This is a genomic window from Halomonas korlensis (genome assembly GCF_900116705.1).
Taxonomy (GTDB): Bacteria; Pseudomonadota; Gammaproteobacteria; order Pseudomonadales; family Halomonadaceae; genus Halomonas; species Halomonas korlensis.
On the sequence record NZ_FPBP01000012.1, the window covers coordinates 25,896 to 40,811 of the forward strand.

The following is a 14,916-nucleotide window of genomic DNA, read 5'->3' on the forward strand; positions in this document are numbered from 1 at the left end:
CTGATCGGATCACTCGGCCAGCGTATCGAGAAACTCGGATGCCACCTCGCGGGGTGGACGCCCATTGACCGCCACCTCGCCGTTGAGCGTCTGCAGCGTCTCCAGGTCGAGCGCCTCGAAGAGCGGCCCCAGCAGTGTTTCGATTTGCGGGTAGGTGTCGAGAACACTCTGGCGAACCACTGGCGCTGGCTGATAGACCGGCTGCACCCCTTTTGTATCTTCGAGCACGATCAGCCCCAGCGCACCGATACCCCCATCGGTCCCGTAGGTCATGGCGGCGTTGACGCCACTGGTCTGCTGGGCGGCGGCGCGCATGGTGGCCGCCGTATTGCCGCCGGACAACACCAGCAGTTGGTCTTCAGAGAGCTCGAACCCATAGGCCTGCTGGAACGCCGGCAGCGCCTGTTCAGATTCGACGAATTCGGCACTCGCGGCCAACTTGAACTCGCCTCCTTGCTCAAGATACGTTGCCAGGTCTTCGAGACTCTCGAGCCCCTCCTCGCTGGCGAGATCCTCACGTACGCTGATGGCCCAAGTATTGTTGGCGTCGGCAGGCGTCAGCCAGACCAGATCATTGGCCTCCTGGTCACGCTCGCGAACCGTTTCGTATGCCTCGCTGGGATCGTTCCATACCGGGCTATCGGCCATATCGAAGAAGAAAGCACCGTTACCGGTATACTCCGGATACAAGTCGATCTCACCGGCAATAAGCGCCTCACGCACAATGCTGGTGGCACCCAACTGGAGACGATCTTCAACGTCGATGCCACCACTCTCCAGCCGCTGCAGGATCAGTTGCCCGAGCACCGAGCCTTCGGTGTCGATCTTCGAGGACACCACCACGGGGTCCTGGGCCTGCGCCAGGGAAAACGTCAGCAGGGTACCGGCGGCCACTGCCGCGCCTCGAGACAAAGGTCGAAACATGATTATCACCCGATTCCTTGTGAAGGTAAGCTGACTATAAAACCTGTATCAGCCAATCGCTCATTAACTTCCTCAACGCGAATCCTCAACGTAATGCCACCATCGCATCTTGCGCTGCTCTCGCGCCTGCATCATCCCCTGGTACGCGACCTCGCCTGGGTGATACTGGCGCCCGACCTGATCGTCACTCCCTACCCGGGGCGGCCATCGGCCAGCGAATTGGGCCTGGGCGACGACGCGACGCTACAGGCCTGGCTAAGTCATCTTGAGCAATCCCCGCAAGAGCTGCAACGTTACCTCGGCGAGACGCTGGCCGGCCGTATGGGGCTCTACCATGAGCGGCTCTGGCAATTCCTGCTCGAACACGCGCCTGCCATACGCCTGTTGGCCCACAATCAACGGATCCTCCGAGGCAAGCTGACGCTGGGCGAACTTGACCTGCTGTATCGCCGCAAGGACGATCCCACCCCCGTTCACCTCGAAGTGGCCATCAAGTTCTACCTGGGGGTGCCGGACGGCCCAGGGGCTGCCACCGACCAGGCCCGCTGGATCGGCCCGAGTGGCGCCGATAGCCTGGCGATCAAGCGTGAACGCCTGCATCGGCACCAGTTGCCGTTAAGCGGCATGGCAGAAGCGAGGGAGGCGATCCGTTCCGCGGTTGGCGAAACGGCATACGCAGCCAACGGGCCGATGCTCGTCGAACGCCGACTCGCCATGCCCGGCGTCCTCTTCTATCCTTGGCACGCACACCTGCCAGCCCCCAGGGAGGCTGGCCCCGAGCATCTCTCGGGGCAGTGGCTGTTCTGGAGGGACTGGCAACGTTGGCGTGCATCACAACCGGCCGGCACCCGCGGCGCCTGGCTCAGCAGGCCGCATTGGTTCGCCGAGCCCCGCGATGAGCAGCTGTGGTCGATGCAGGCGCTTGGCAGCGGCCTTACTCGACACTTCCAGCTTTTCGCCTCGCCGTTGCAACTCGTCGTGCTGACCCCCGACGGCCAGCGGCAACGGTTGTTCCTGGTGGCCGACGACTGGCCGCGGCAGATTCCTCTGCCGCCCATGTCCACCGACGCCTGAGACAACTTTCCAGACACCCGAGGCACCTTGCGAAGCGCCGAGGACGAGACGGGAATGAGCGACTGGCCCTTACCCTTCGGGTTTTTCGAAGACCCAGCGGGTGCCTTCGCGGGAATCCTTGAGCACGATGCCCTTCGCCGCCAGCTCGTCGCGGATAGCATCGGCCGCGGCGAAATCCTTGGCCTTCTTGGCCGCGGCACGCGCCTCGATACGCGCCTGAATCTCGGCCTCATCAAGAGACACGTCTGTACCGCCGCCCTGCAGGAAGGTTGCCGCGTCCTGCTGCAGAAGTCCCAGCACGTCGCCTAGCCGGCGAAGCTCGTGAGCCAGCGCCGGGGCCTGCTCGGGAGCCTCCTTCTTGGCGCGGTTCAACTCGCGGGCCAGGTCGAAAAGCACCGAGAGCGCCTCGGGGGTATTGAAGTCGTCGTCCATGGCCGCGGTAAAGCGCTCATGGAAGCGGTCGTCCACGTTACCTTCAACGGAGCCGGCGCTCTCCAGCGCCAGACCCTCAAGCGCGTTGTAGAAGCGCTCCAGCGACTTGCGCGCCTCGGCGAGCGAATCCGGCGCGTAATTGATGGGGCTGCGGTAGTGGCTTGCCACCAGCAGATAGCGCACCACCTCGGGATCGTGATGCTCGAGGACCTCACGGATGGTGAAGTAATTGCCCAGCGACTTCGACATCTTCTCCTGATTCACACGCACCGCCCCGGCATGCATCCAGGTGTTGACGTAGTGATGCCCGGTGGCCGCTTCACTCTGGGCGATCTCGTTCTCGTGATGAGGAAACAGCAGGTCGGGGCCGCCACCGTGAATATCGAAGGTCTCACCGAGACAACAGGTCGACATCGCCGAGCACTCGATGTGCCACCCTGGTCGCCCCTCGCCCCAAGGGGAAGGCCAGCTGGCCTCGCCTGGCTTGGCGGCTTTCCACAACACGAAGTCCAGCGGATCTTCCTTGTGCTCGTCGACGTCGATGCGCGCACCGGCACGCATGTCGTCGGGATCACGGTTGCTCAGCCGGCCATAGTTCTCAAAGCGGCGTACCCGGAAATAGACATCGCCGTTATCGGCAGGATAAGCGTAGGACTTGTCGATCAGCGTCTCGATCATGCGCAGGATGTCATCGACATGACGCGTGGCACGCGGCTCATGATCCGGTGGCAGCACCCAGAGGCGCGCCTCGTCCTCGTGCATGGCCTCGATCATGCGCTCGGTCAGCGACGCGATCGACTCGCCATTCTCATCGGCACGCTTGAGGATCTTGTCGTCGATATCGGTCACGTTGCGTACATAGGTGACGTCATAGCCACGGGCGCGCAGGTAGCGGGTGATCACGTCGAAGGCCACCATCACCCGCGCATGACCCAGATGACAGAAATCGTAGACGGTCATGCCGCAGACATACATGCGTACCTTGCCCGGCTCGATGGGCGTGAAGGGTTCCTTGCGCCGCGTCAGCGTGTTGTAGATCTGCATGTCACCCCTTCTTCTTGATCTTGGCCCAGCTGTCTTTCAGCCCAACGGTGCGGTTGAACACCAAGCGGCCATCGCGGCTGTCATGACGGTCGGCACAGAAGTAGCCTACCCGCTCGAACTGGAAGCGACTCTCGGGGGTAGCGGTGGCCAGGCTCGGCTCGCCTATGCCTTCGACGGTGACCAGCGACTCGGGATTGAGATGCTCGAGGAAATCGGCGTCCCGGTCCTTGTCCGGCTGCTCGACCTGGAAGAGGTTGTCGTAGAGGCGCACTTCGAGGGGTAAACCATGCGTGGCGCTGACCCAGTGGATCACGCCCTTGACCTTGCGGCCCTCGGGGTTCTTGCCGAGGGTGTCGAAATCTACGGAGCAGCGCAATTCGCTGATCTCGCCGGAGGCATCCTTGATCACTTCATCGCAGCGGATCACGTAGCTGTTGCGCAGGCGCACCTCCTTGCCCGGTGCCAGGCGGAAGTACTTCTTAGGCGGCTCCTCCATGAAGTCATCCTGGTCGATGTAGAGCTCCCGTGTGAACGGCACCTTGCGCACCGCCATGTCCTCGCGCGCGGGATGACCGGGGACTGCATAGCTCTCTTCATGGTCTTCCGGCACGTTGGTCAACACGACCTTGAGCGGCTTCAGCACGACCATGGCACGCGGCGCGCTGTCTTCGAGATCCGAGCGGATTGCATGGGTCAACATGGCGATGTCGACCAGACCGCCATCGGCGCGGGTCACGCCGATCATGTCGCAGAATTTGCGGATCGAGGCCGGCGTATAGCCGCGACGCCGCATGCCGGAGATGGTCGGCAGGCGTGGGTCGTCCCAGCCGTCGACGATGCCTTCGTCCACCAGCAACTTGAGCTTGCGCTTGGAGGTCAGCGTGTAGTTGAGGTTGAGGCGCGCGAACTCGATCTGGCGAGGCTTGGTGGGGACCGGTAGATTATCCAGGAACCACTCATACAGCGGGCGGTGATCCTCGAACTCCAGCGTACAGATGGAATGCGTGACGCCCTCAATCGCATCCGACTGGCCGTGGGCATAGTCGTAGGAAGGATAGATCTTCCATTTCTCGCCGGTCTGGTGATGGCTGGCGTGCCGGATGCGGTAGAGGATCGGGTCGCGCAGGTTGATGTTGGGTGCGGCCATGTCGATCTTCGCGCGCAGCACCTTCTCGCCCTCGGCGAACTCGCCGGTACGCATGCGCTCGAGCAGGTCGAGGTTCTCGTCCGGAGTGCGCTCGCGGTAAGGGCTCGGCTTGCCCGCTTCGGTCAGGGTGCCGCGATACTCGCGGATCTCGTCCGGCGAGAGGTCGTCGACATAGGCCTTGCCTTCGCGCACCAGGTGCTGGGCCCAGGCGTAGAGCTGGTCGAAGTAGTCGGAGGCGAAGCGCACGCCGCCGGCCCACTGGAAACCCAACCAGCTGACGTCGGCCTTGATGGCATCGATGTAGGCCTGCTCTTCCTTCGCTGGATTGGTATCGTCGAAGCGCAAATGGCAGTCGCCACCAAACTGTTCCGCCAGCCCGAAATTCAGACAAATGGACTTGGCATGGCCAATATGCAGGAAGCCATTGGGTTCCGGGGGAAAACGGGTGATGATCCTGGCTGTCTGCCCTGCCTCGACCTCCTCCTGGATCTGGTTGCGGATGAAATTCGGCGCACTGGTGGTGTCGGTGGTCATGGTAGGAGAGGCAACCTCTGGTTGAATCGCGAGCCTGGCAATGGGAGGGGAACGATTTGAACGCCCCTCGACTTCGCGCATCGATGCAAAAGGGCTATTATAGCGCCACGTCTAGGGGTAGCGCCAAGGCGCATCCCGGTTATCGCCATACGCCCGACACATTACCGAGACACCACGGCACAGGAATCCGTCAATGATCGTACTGCAGACCAATTACGGTGATATCACCATCGAGCTTTACCAGGACAAGGCACCCAAGACGGCGGCCAATTTTGAGCAATACGTGCGCGACGGTTTCTATGACGGCACGCTTTTTCATCGAGTCATCCCCGGCTTCATGGTCCAGGGAGGCGGATTCGACACCGACTTCAACCAGAAGCCGACCCGTGATCCCATCGAGAACGAAGCCGACAACGGCGTAAAGAACACCACCGGCACCCTCGCCATGGCACGCACCCAGGACCCGCACTCGGCCACCGCACAGTTCTTTATCAATGTGGCGGATAACGACTTTCTCAACCACAGCGGCAAATCGATCCAAGGCTGGGGCTACTGTGTGTTCGGGGAAGTGGTCGAGGGAATGGAAGTCGTCGAGAGCATCAAGGCGGTCGCCACCACTCGCCGCGGCATGCATGCCGATGTGCCCGCCGAGGATGTCGTAATCCAGCGAGCCTACATCGCATGACGACCCGACTGATTTCGGACCTGCACCTGCATCCTGGCGCCCCCGAGGTCACGGAAGGATTCTTGCGCTGGCTCGAGCAGCTTGCCAGCGATACTGACACCTTGTACATCCTGGGTGACTTCTTCGACGCCTGGATCGGCGACGACCTGCTCGACCTGGTAGACAGCGACCCCACCGGCAGCGCCGCCCTCGCGGTGCGGGTCGCCGATGCCTTGCAGCGCTTGTCCACTCAGGGGACTGCGATTTACATCATGCATGGCAACCGCGATTTCCTGCTCGGCAAGCGTTTTGCGGATGCGGCCGGCGCGCGCCTGCTGAGTGACCCGTGTGTCGTGGAACTCAATGGCAGCAAGGTGCTGTTGATGCACGGTGATACCTTGTGTACTCGCGATACCGACTACATGGCCTTCCGGGAGCAGGCTCGTGATCCCGAGTGGCAACGCCAGATACTCGCCATGCCGGTTATCGAGCGTATCGCGCTCGCCCGCCAGCTACGCGAACAATCGGGAGAGGCCAATTCCAACAAGGCCGAAGATATCATGGACGTGACGCCTGAAGAGGTCACCCACACCTTGCGCCAGCATGGCGTGACGACCCTGATCCATGGTCATACCCACCGGCCGGCGGTACACGAGTTCGAGGTCGACGGTAAACCAGCCAAACGCTTCGTACTTGGTGACTGGCACCCCGACAAAGGCTGGGAAATCGTCGTGGAAGCGGGCCTATCAACAAGGCTCCGCGATTTCACCCTGTCGTGACCCCGTTACCGACCCCCTTCTCAAGTCTTGCAGCCTTGCAAGGCTGCCTGAGTTGCCTTTGCTTTCGGCATGGCGTCGGGTTCGCCGATAATCTCCAATCGTGAATCGTGACGCCAGGCCGAAGACGTCAGGGTCACCGCGGCGTCGGCGCGGTTATAGAGCTTCCAGCCATCCGGGGTGTGAAACACGCCTTTCACCCGCAGCTCACTCGGCAGGCCCCCCAAGTAAGCCATCAAGCGGTCCAGGTCGAAACGATCCTGCACATGCCAGCGCCAACTCAGAGACGCGTATCCCAGCGACGAGCCGCAGTCGAGCTCCGGCTCGCCGGGTTTGGGCTCGCGCCACGCGGGTTCTTCATGCACGCCATGTGCTGCCTTGGCGTATTCATGAGGCGACGCGGGGGAGGAACCATCGCTGCTCGGTCTATCGTGACGACCACCTTGAAGCAGCCACGATATCGCAAGCGCGCCATGAGGCGCCTGCTCCACCCACTTGCGGGGCGGCCAGAGCCCTTCTGCCCATTCGAGCGAGGCTTGAATCTGGGCAGGCGTCGACAGGTCAGTCATTGTTAGCGCGACCCCGTCAGCGACGGCCAACTGATCCTTGAAGGTCGCGCTGTCGCGTGAGCGTGGGTCCTCCAGGCGACGCGGATCCAGAGCGGCGATGACGTCACGAACCTCCAGCACACCCGCAAATCCCTCCCCTTGCAAGACGTCGAGCAACCCCGTCGGGTGCCCCACCCCCGACGGTTCGATGATCAAACGGTCCGGGCGATACCGGTGCACCAGCTTGACCAGCGACGCCTGCAGCACGAACGCCAACTGGCAGCACAGGCATCCTCCCGGCAACCCTTGTATGATCAGGTCGTCTCGCTCGGCAAACATTGACTGATCGATTCCAACCCGACCGAACTCATTGATCACCACCGCCCAACGCTCATCGAGGGGTTTTTGCTCGATCAGTTGACGGATCAGGGTACTCTTACCGCTGCCGAGAAAGCCGGTGATCAAGTGCACGGGTATCGGGTTTGACGAGTTCTGCATTAAGGCTCGTTCCGTTCCGTAAATCGAGAAACATATTGTTATATTGTAACATAAATGGTAACCATACCATGTTAATACTTATTATATTAATACGCTTAAGGTAACGGTATAAAATTAATGGTTAAAAAAATGGGACGCCTCAGCGCCCCATGATATGCCTGTTTCTACAAACGCTCGATATCCGCCTGATCGCGAAGAGTAGCGAGAAGCCCTTGGATAGCGGCCTGAACGCGCAACCGCTCGGTCATGCGGGCCACGAACTGCTCCACCTCCTCATTGACCTCGCCTTCCTCGACGTTGTCCAGCGCAATCAGGATCACTTCATCTCCGTCGGCGACATGACCAAAGACTGTTTCATCATCCTCGGGAGCCGGCAGGCGGAACACTTCATCGATCACCGATTGGCTGATATCGCCAGAGGACTGACGCCCGATATCCTCAGCCGTCTGCCAGTCGATGTCGGCAGAGTTGTCCCTGCGCAGTTGCTCGACCCGCTCGACTGCAAAGTCCCTCAACGCCTCACGACGCAGCCTCGCCTCGACCCTCGAGCGCACCTCGTCACGCACCTCGTCGAGCTCAAGCACGCTGGCGTCACGATGCTCGGCAACACGCAATACCATCCGGCGATCCTCATCGAGCTCGATGACTTCGCTGTTGTAGCCCTCCTCGATGACGTCTTCGCTGAACGCCTGCTGCATGACGCCAGGCTCGGATAGCACCCCTTCGGCCTCGTCACGAGACACCCAGTCGCTGGTCTGAAGTGTGAGGCCAATCTCGTCGGCGACACTTTGGAGGTCATCCGCCGCAAAGCTTCTATCGATCAATTGTTGTGCCTGCTCGTTGAACTGATCCGATACCCTAGACAAGGCAATTTCGCGCTGAAGCTGATCGCGAACCTCTTCGAAAGCAGGCCGTTCCAACTCGGTCACCTTGATCAGGTGCAAGCCATTATCGGTTTCGACGATCTCTGAAACCTGACCTTCGTCCAGGGAAAAGGCAGCATTTTCAAAGGCCTCACCAAAGAACCCCCGACTGACGACGCCAAGATCACCGCCCTGCTCGGCAGAGACATTATCCTCGGATACTTCCGCGGCCAGGTCCTCGAAGGCCTCGCCGTTGTTGAGACGTTCACGAACGTCCCGCAGGGCCGCTTCGGCTTCCTCACGTGTTCGCTCATCACCATAGGTCAACATGATGTGCGAGATACGACGATCCGCATCGGCGCTGTTGGCATTCCAGCGCTCGCGCAGGGTGTCCTCTTCCACTTCCACGTCTTGCGCCATTTGCTGACGGTCGAGCACGACGTAATCGAGACGTACCTGCTCTGGACGACGGAAGGCTTCGGCATTTTCTTCGTAATAACGCTGGATGTCCTGCTCGTCGGCCTCGGGAAGAGTCTCGAGATCCTCAACGGTCAATGCATGATAGCGAAAGTCGCGTGTCTGCCGCTGTAGAGCGCCCAGCGTCTCGCGCTCGGAGGGTAACGTGAACTCACTGAGCGCCATGCCCTGCTCGAGCTGCTGCCGCTTCATGTCGGTACGCAGCTGTTCACGGAAGGTAAGCGGCGTATATCCGGCGCTGGCCAGCCGATTGCGGAACAACTCTTGAGAAAAACGCCCCTCCTGATCCTGAAATTCCGACAATGAAACGATCAGCTCATCGAGCTGGTTTTCGGAGAGGTGCATTCCACCTTCGTCGGTATATTGGGTCAGCAGGCGAACGGCAATAAGCTCATTGAGCATTTCATTGCGTAGCTGTCGCTCCTGCTCGGGGGGAACCTGCCCGCTACGGATGGCTCGCTGGACCTCCATCTCGAGCTGCTGACGCGTGATCGTCTCACCGTTGACCTCGGCGACATCGTCACCGCTGTTACCGAGCAGTCCAATCAGCGACTCGACACCGAACAATGCCATGGTCACGACGACAGCACCGATGATGATCTTGGCGCCCCAGCTCTTGGAGCGGTCTCGAATACTTTGCAGCATGCAGGCCTCGGTAGGTGGTATTGGCAGAGTCCCGCCACATTATACGCATCGACTCCTGACACGCGACCATCAGGCCACGCTAAATCGGCGCATCACAAGAAAACAGGCGCACCGCCGGTGGGCGATGCGCCTGGAGGAAACTCAAGCGTCACGGCATTTATATAAGCCGATCGCTCAGTTGACGGAGTCCTTCAGAGCCTTGCCGGCCTTGAAACTCGGTACCTTGGCAGCACTGATTTCGATCGGTTGGCCAGTCTGAGGATTGCGGCCGGTGCGCGCAGCCCGCTCCTTCACGGTGAAGGTGCCAAAGCCTACCAGCGAGACGCTATCACCCTTCTTCAGGCTGTCGGTTACGGTATCAACCATGGCGTCCAGGGCGCGGGTAGCGGCCGCCTTGGGAATATCAGCAGACGCGGCGATGGCTTCGATCAGCTCGGATTTGTTCACACTTCACCCCTTGACTTTTACGGAAATTAGCTTTAATCAGCGCAGCTTTAAACTAAATGACGCGATCACAGCTTGACGTGATTTATAGCAATGCGGCCAAACAACTGTCAAGTAATCTTGAGCGCCAGACCCCGTCATACCGGCATTCATACACCGGCATGGCAGGATAATTATCGTTAATGCGTGCTTATCATCGTGTGCGCGGCGGCTGGATCATCAGGTCGAGAATCCTCGCTAGGGGCCTCCGGCATTTTAGCCAGCGCCACTTCCAGAATATCATCTATCCAGCGGACAGGTCTGATGTCGAGGGCTTCCTTGATGTTATCGGGAACCTCCTTGAGGTCACGCCGATTCTCCTCCGGCACCAGCACCGTCTTTATACCACCGCGCCTGGCCGCCAGCAATTTCTCCTTCAGGCCACCGATCGGCATTACCTCGCCACGCAGGTTGACTTCTCCGGTCATGGCCACGTCGCAGCGTACAGCCCGACCGGAATAGGCCGACACCATCGCTGTCACCATGGCGACACCGGCACTGGGACCATCCTTGGGCGTTGCCCCCTCTGGCACGTGGATGTGCAAGTCTTCCTTCTCGAAGCGCTCAGGGTCGATACCCAGTGACACGGCGCGTGCACGCACCACGGTATGGGCAGCGCTCACGGACTCCTTCATGACATCACCCAGCGAGCCCGTCTTGTTGATACGGCCCTTGCCAGGCGTAACTACCGACTCGATGCTCAACAGCTCCCCACCAACGGAGGTCCAGGCCAGGCCAGTCACGCGCCCCACCTGGTCCTCCTGATCAGCGAGGCCGTAGCTGTAGCGGCGAACACCTGCATACTGCTCGATATCGGTACCTGTCAACACTACCGGCGCCTGGGCCCCCTCCTTGGCTTCCTTGGCGAGCTGCTCGCGCAGCACCTTACGCGATACCTTGGCAATCTGACGCTCGAGTTCACGCACCCCGGCCTCGCGGGTGAAATAGCGTATCAGCTCCAGTAATGCCTCATCCGTGAACCCCAGCTCCTCGTCCTTGAAGCCATTGGCCTTGAGCTGCTTGGGTACCAGATAGCGCTTGGCGATCGCGAGCTTCTCGTCCTCGGTGTAGCCGGGCAGACGGATCACTTCCATACGATCGAGCAGCGGCCCAGGGATATTCATCGAATTGGCCGTACAGATGAACAGCGTCTCGGAGAGGTCGTAATCCAGTTCGAGATAGTGATCGCTGAAAGTATTGTTCTGCTCCGGATCCAGCACCTCGAGGAGCGCAGACGCCGGATCCCCGCGATGATCCATGCCGATCTTGTCGACTTCGTCAAGCAGGAACAGCGGATTCTTGACGCCGGCCCGGGACATACGCTGGATCATCTTGCCCGGTAGCGAGCCGATATAGGTGCGTCGATGCCCCCGAATCTCGGACTCGTCGCGCACGCCACCCAGCGCCAGACGCACATACTTGCGATTAGTGGCGCGGGCGATGGACTGCCCCAGCGAGGTCTTGCCCACCCCGGGAGGGCCCACCAGGCAGAGCACCGGCCCCTTGAGCGTCTTGACTCGCTTGTGAACGGCCAGATACTCGAGAATCCGCGCCTTGACCTCTTCGAGGCCATAGTGATCCTCGTCGAGCACTTTCTGAGCATGCACCAGGTCATGCTTCACCCGCGTGCGCTTCTTCCAGGGTACCGCCACCAGCCAATCGAGGTAGGAGCGCACCACCGTGGCTTCCGCAGATGACGGTGACATCATCTTCAGCTTGTTGAGTTCCTGGGTCGCCTTCTCGGCCGCCTCCTTGGGCATTCCGGCGTCCTTGATGGCCCGCTCGTACTTCTCGGCCTCGTTGGGCACGTTCTCAAGCTCGCCCATCTCTTTCTGGATGGCCTTCATCTGCTCGTTGAGATAGTACTCGCGCTGAGACTTCTCCATCTGATCCTTGACCCGAGAGCGGATACGCTTCTCGACCTGCAAGAGATCGATTTCGGACTCGATCAACGCCATGAGATGCTCGATGCGGTCACGCACGCGATCCATCTCCAGCAATTGCTGTTTGTCGTCGATCTTCAGCGACAGATGCGCGCAGATAGTATCGACCAGACGGCTGGGATCCTCGATACCCGAGAGCGAATTGAGCACCTCGTTGGGTACCTTTTTCGACATCTTCACATACTGCTCGAACTGGTTGAGCAAGACACGCACCAGCGCCTCCTGCTCCCGCTCGGTGAGCGGCTCGCTCTCGCGCAGCGTCACCTCGGCACGGGTATACCCTTGATCGACCACGAGGATCTCGCCGACATTGGCGCGCGAGACGCCTTCGATGAGCACCTTGACGGTACCGTCGGGCAGCTTGAGCAGTTGCATGATCTCGGCAACCGTCCCGATCGAAAAGAGATCGCCATGATCGGGGTCATCCTTGCTGGCTTCGCGCTGGGCCACCAGCAGGACGCGCTTGTCCGCCTCCATGGCCGCCTCGAGAGCCTGGATCGATTTCTCGCGGCCGACGAACAAGGGAATGACCATTTGCGGGTAGACAACCACATCCCGCAACGGCAAAAGGGGCAGACTCAGGGTCTGTTCGGCGTGCTGCTGCATCGCAGACGTTCCTCAAAAACGAATCGGAAGAATACTGACTGACGTATTACCAACGGAATGGGGGCGGCACTGCCATATTGCAAGGCAAGAGGCGGGAAGGCATAAAAACGCCTTGAGGTTATAAAAATGATGGGAGCGATCCCATTGCTGCACGCACCCTACTAGCACGCCATCACAATGAACCCGCTCCCAACACGCGGAGAATCAGTCTCCGCCTTTATCTCATATCTCAGCCGTCGGTACCGTCGACTCGCGCCTCTTCCTGCTGCGAGTAGATCATCAGCGGCTCACTCTCACCGGTGATGACTGACGCATCGATAACGACCTTGGACACTCCTTCAAGCGAGGGGATCTCGTACATGGTGTCGAGCAACACCGATTCGAGAATAGAGCGCAGACCACGGGCACCCGTCTTGCGCGCCATCGCCTTGTGTGCCACCGCGCGCAACGCATCCTCGCGGAACTCCAGCTCCACATCTTCCATCTGGAAGAGCTTGGCGTACTGCTTGACCAGCGAGTTCTTGGGCTCGGTGAGGATCTCGATCAATGCATCCTCGGTCAGTTCGGTCAAGGTGGCGATAACCGGCAGACGACCCACGAACTCGGGGATCAAGCCGAACTTGACCAGATCTTCAGGCTCGACGTTGGTCAGCAGGTCACCCACACCCTTGGCTTCGTCCTTGCTCTTGATCTCGGCATTGAACCCGATACCGCCCTTTTCAGTGCGCTCTCGAACCACCTTGTCCAGGCCAGCGAAGGCGCCGCCAACGATGAACAGGATATTGCCGGTATCGACCTGCAGAAACTCCTGCTGAGGATGCTTACGCCCACCTTGGGGCGGCACCGAGGCCGTGGTGCCCTCGATCAACTTGAGCAAGGCCTGCTGGACACCCTCGCCGGAGACATCACGGGTGATCGACGGGTTATCCGACTTGCGCGAGATCTTGTCAATCTCATCGATATAGACGATACCCCGCTGCGCTTTCTCGACATCGTAGTCGCATTTCTGCAGCAGCTTCTGAATGATGTTCTCGACGTCTTCACCGACATAGCCGGCTTCGGTCAAGGTGGTCGCGTCAGCAATGGTAAATGGCACGTTGAGAAGGCGCGCCAGCGTCTCGGCCAGCAGGGTCTTGCCGCTGCCGGTGGGACCGATCAACAGGATGTTCGACTTGCCAAGTTCGACATCCTCGCCCTTCACCCCAGAACGAAGCCGCTTGTAGTGATTGTAGACCGCCACAGACAACACCATCTTGGCGCGGTCCTGGCCGATCACGTAATCATCGAGGGTGTGACGAATCTCGCGGGGAGCCGGCAGACGCTCTTCATCGCTCTCGGCATCGGCATCGAGAACTTCCTCGCGAATGATGTCGTTACACAGATCGACACATTCATCGCAGATATAGACGGACGGGCCGGCAATCAGCTTGCGCACTTCGTTCTGGTTCTTGCCGCAGAACGAGCAGTAAAGCAGTTTGCTACCTTCGTCCTTGCCTTTGCCGTCGGCCATTCGCGTACCTCTTTAACAAAGACGATCCTGACAGTCACCGCCTGGATCGTCGGATTCGTCACGGCGGCGCATGCCGCCGGGAAACTATCTGCGCCTGAACGGCGTCACTAATACGAATTACGCTATCAGGATGTGGGGCGCTTATCCAGCACCGCATCGATCAGGCCATACTCGGCGGCCTGCTTGCCGTCCATGAAGTTATCACGGTCGGTATCCCGAGCGATCGTCTCGATATCCTGGCCCGTATGATGCGCGAGGATACGGTTGAGCTTGTCACGAATGCCCAGGATCTCGCGAGTGTGGATCTCGATATCCGAGGCCTGCCCCTGATACCCACCCAGCGGCTGGTGAATCATCATGCGGGAGTTGGGCAGACAGAAGCGCTTGCCTGCGGCCCCCCCTGCCAATAGGAAAGCTCCCATGCTCGCAGCCTGGCCGATGCAGACGGTCGACACGTCGGGCTTGACGAACTGCATCGTATCGTAGATCGACATGCCGGCCGTCACGCCGCCGCCCGGCGAGTTGATGTAAAGATGAATGTCCTTGTCCGGATTCTCGGATTCAAGGAACAGCAGCTGCGCGACCACCAGATTGGCCGTGTAGTCTTCCACCGGACCCACCAGGAAGATCACACGCTCCTTGAGCAGGCGAGAATAGATGTCGTAAGACCTTTCGCCTCTCGCGCTCTGCTCGACCACCATCGGCACCAGGCCGCCGGCGTTGCGAATATCGAACTCGTTACTCATTT

General features: G+C 60.0%; 12 protein-coding genes. 3 read left to right on the top strand and 9 right to left on the bottom strand.

The annotated features are described in order from the left end of the window. Nucleotides 1-9: 9 nt before the first annotated feature. On the bottom strand, nucleotides 10-924 hold the full coding sequence (gene osmF, locus BM341_RS15000) for a glycine betaine ABC transporter substrate-binding protein OsmF (protein ID WP_089796881.1): 915 nt from the start codon (nucleotides 922-924) through the stop codon (nucleotides 10-12). Nucleotides 925-1,017: 93 nt separating this feature from the next. Between osmF and BM341_RS15005 the strand changes: the two genes are divergently transcribed. Next, nucleotides 1,018-1,998: a DUF1853 family protein gene (locus BM341_RS15005; RefSeq protein WP_089796882.1), complete on the top strand. Its 981-nt coding sequence runs from the start codon at nucleotides 1,018-1,020 to the stop codon at nucleotides 1,996-1,998. Between the two features lie 69 nt (nucleotides 1,999-2,067). On the opposite strand, the gene cysS is transcribed toward BM341_RS15005, so the two are convergent. Beyond that, entirely contained in the window at nucleotides 2,068-3,474 is a 1,407-nt protein-coding gene (gene cysS / locus BM341_RS15010; RefSeq protein ID WP_089796883.1) for a cysteine--tRNA ligase, read from the bottom strand. Nucleotide 3,475: 1 nt separating this feature from the next. Beyond that, nucleotides 3,476-5,155: a glutamine--tRNA ligase/YqeY domain fusion protein gene (locus BM341_RS15015; protein ID WP_089796884.1), complete on the bottom strand. Its 1,680-nt coding sequence runs from the start codon at nucleotides 5,153-5,155 to the stop codon at nucleotides 3,476-3,478. A gap of 193 nt (nucleotides 5,156-5,348) precedes the next feature. On the opposite strand from BM341_RS15015, the gene BM341_RS15020 reads away from it, so the two are divergent. Then, complete coding sequence (locus BM341_RS15020; RefSeq protein ID WP_089796885.1) at nucleotides 5,349-5,840, top strand: peptidylprolyl isomerase; 492 nt, start codon at nucleotides 5,349-5,351, stop codon at nucleotides 5,838-5,840. Next, nucleotides 5,837-6,598, top strand: coding sequence for a UDP-2,3-diacylglucosamine diphosphatase (locus tag BM341_RS15025; protein ID WP_089796886.1), 762 nt, complete (start codon nucleotides 5,837-5,839; stop codon nucleotides 6,596-6,598). The genes BM341_RS15020 and BM341_RS15025 overlap by 4 nt, the downstream gene beginning before the upstream one ends. Nucleotides 6,599-6,618: 20 nt before the next feature. Here the strand turns inward: BM341_RS15025 and BM341_RS15030 are convergent, their stop codons facing one another. The 6 genes from BM341_RS15030 to clpP form a co-directional block, all read right to left on the bottom strand. After that, entirely contained in the window at nucleotides 6,619-7,641 is a 1,023-nt protein-coding gene (locus tag BM341_RS15030) for a CobW family GTP-binding protein (RefSeq protein WP_089796887.1), read from the bottom strand. 164 nt (nucleotides 7,642-7,805) lie between these two features. Beyond that, nucleotides 7,806-9,626: a SurA N-terminal domain-containing protein gene (locus tag BM341_RS15035; protein WP_089796888.1), complete on the bottom strand. Its 1,821-nt coding sequence runs from the start codon at nucleotides 9,624-9,626 to the stop codon at nucleotides 7,806-7,808. A gap of 174 nt (nucleotides 9,627-9,800) precedes the next feature. After that, the gene (locus BM341_RS15040; RefSeq protein WP_089796889.1) at nucleotides 9,801-10,073 is read right to left on the bottom strand and encodes an HU family DNA-binding protein; all 273 of its coding nucleotides are present in this window, start codon (nucleotides 10,071-10,073) and stop codon (nucleotides 9,801-9,803) included. A 176-nt stretch (nucleotides 10,074-10,249) separates the two neighbouring features. Further along, entirely contained in the window at nucleotides 10,250-12,658 is a 2,409-nt protein-coding gene (lon, locus tag BM341_RS15045) for an endopeptidase La (RefSeq protein ID WP_089796890.1), read from the bottom strand. A gap of 229 nt (nucleotides 12,659-12,887) precedes the next feature. Further along, entirely contained in the window at nucleotides 12,888-14,168 is a 1,281-nt protein-coding gene (clpX, locus tag BM341_RS15050; protein ID WP_089796891.1) for an ATP-dependent Clp protease ATP-binding subunit ClpX, read from the bottom strand. A 125-nt stretch (nucleotides 14,169-14,293) separates the two neighbouring features. Then, a complete protein-coding gene (gene clpP, locus BM341_RS15055; RefSeq protein WP_089796892.1) occupies nucleotides 14,294-14,914 on the bottom strand; it encodes an ATP-dependent Clp endopeptidase proteolytic subunit ClpP in 621 nt (206 codons plus the stop codon). Nucleotides 14,915-14,916: the final 2 nt, after the last annotated feature.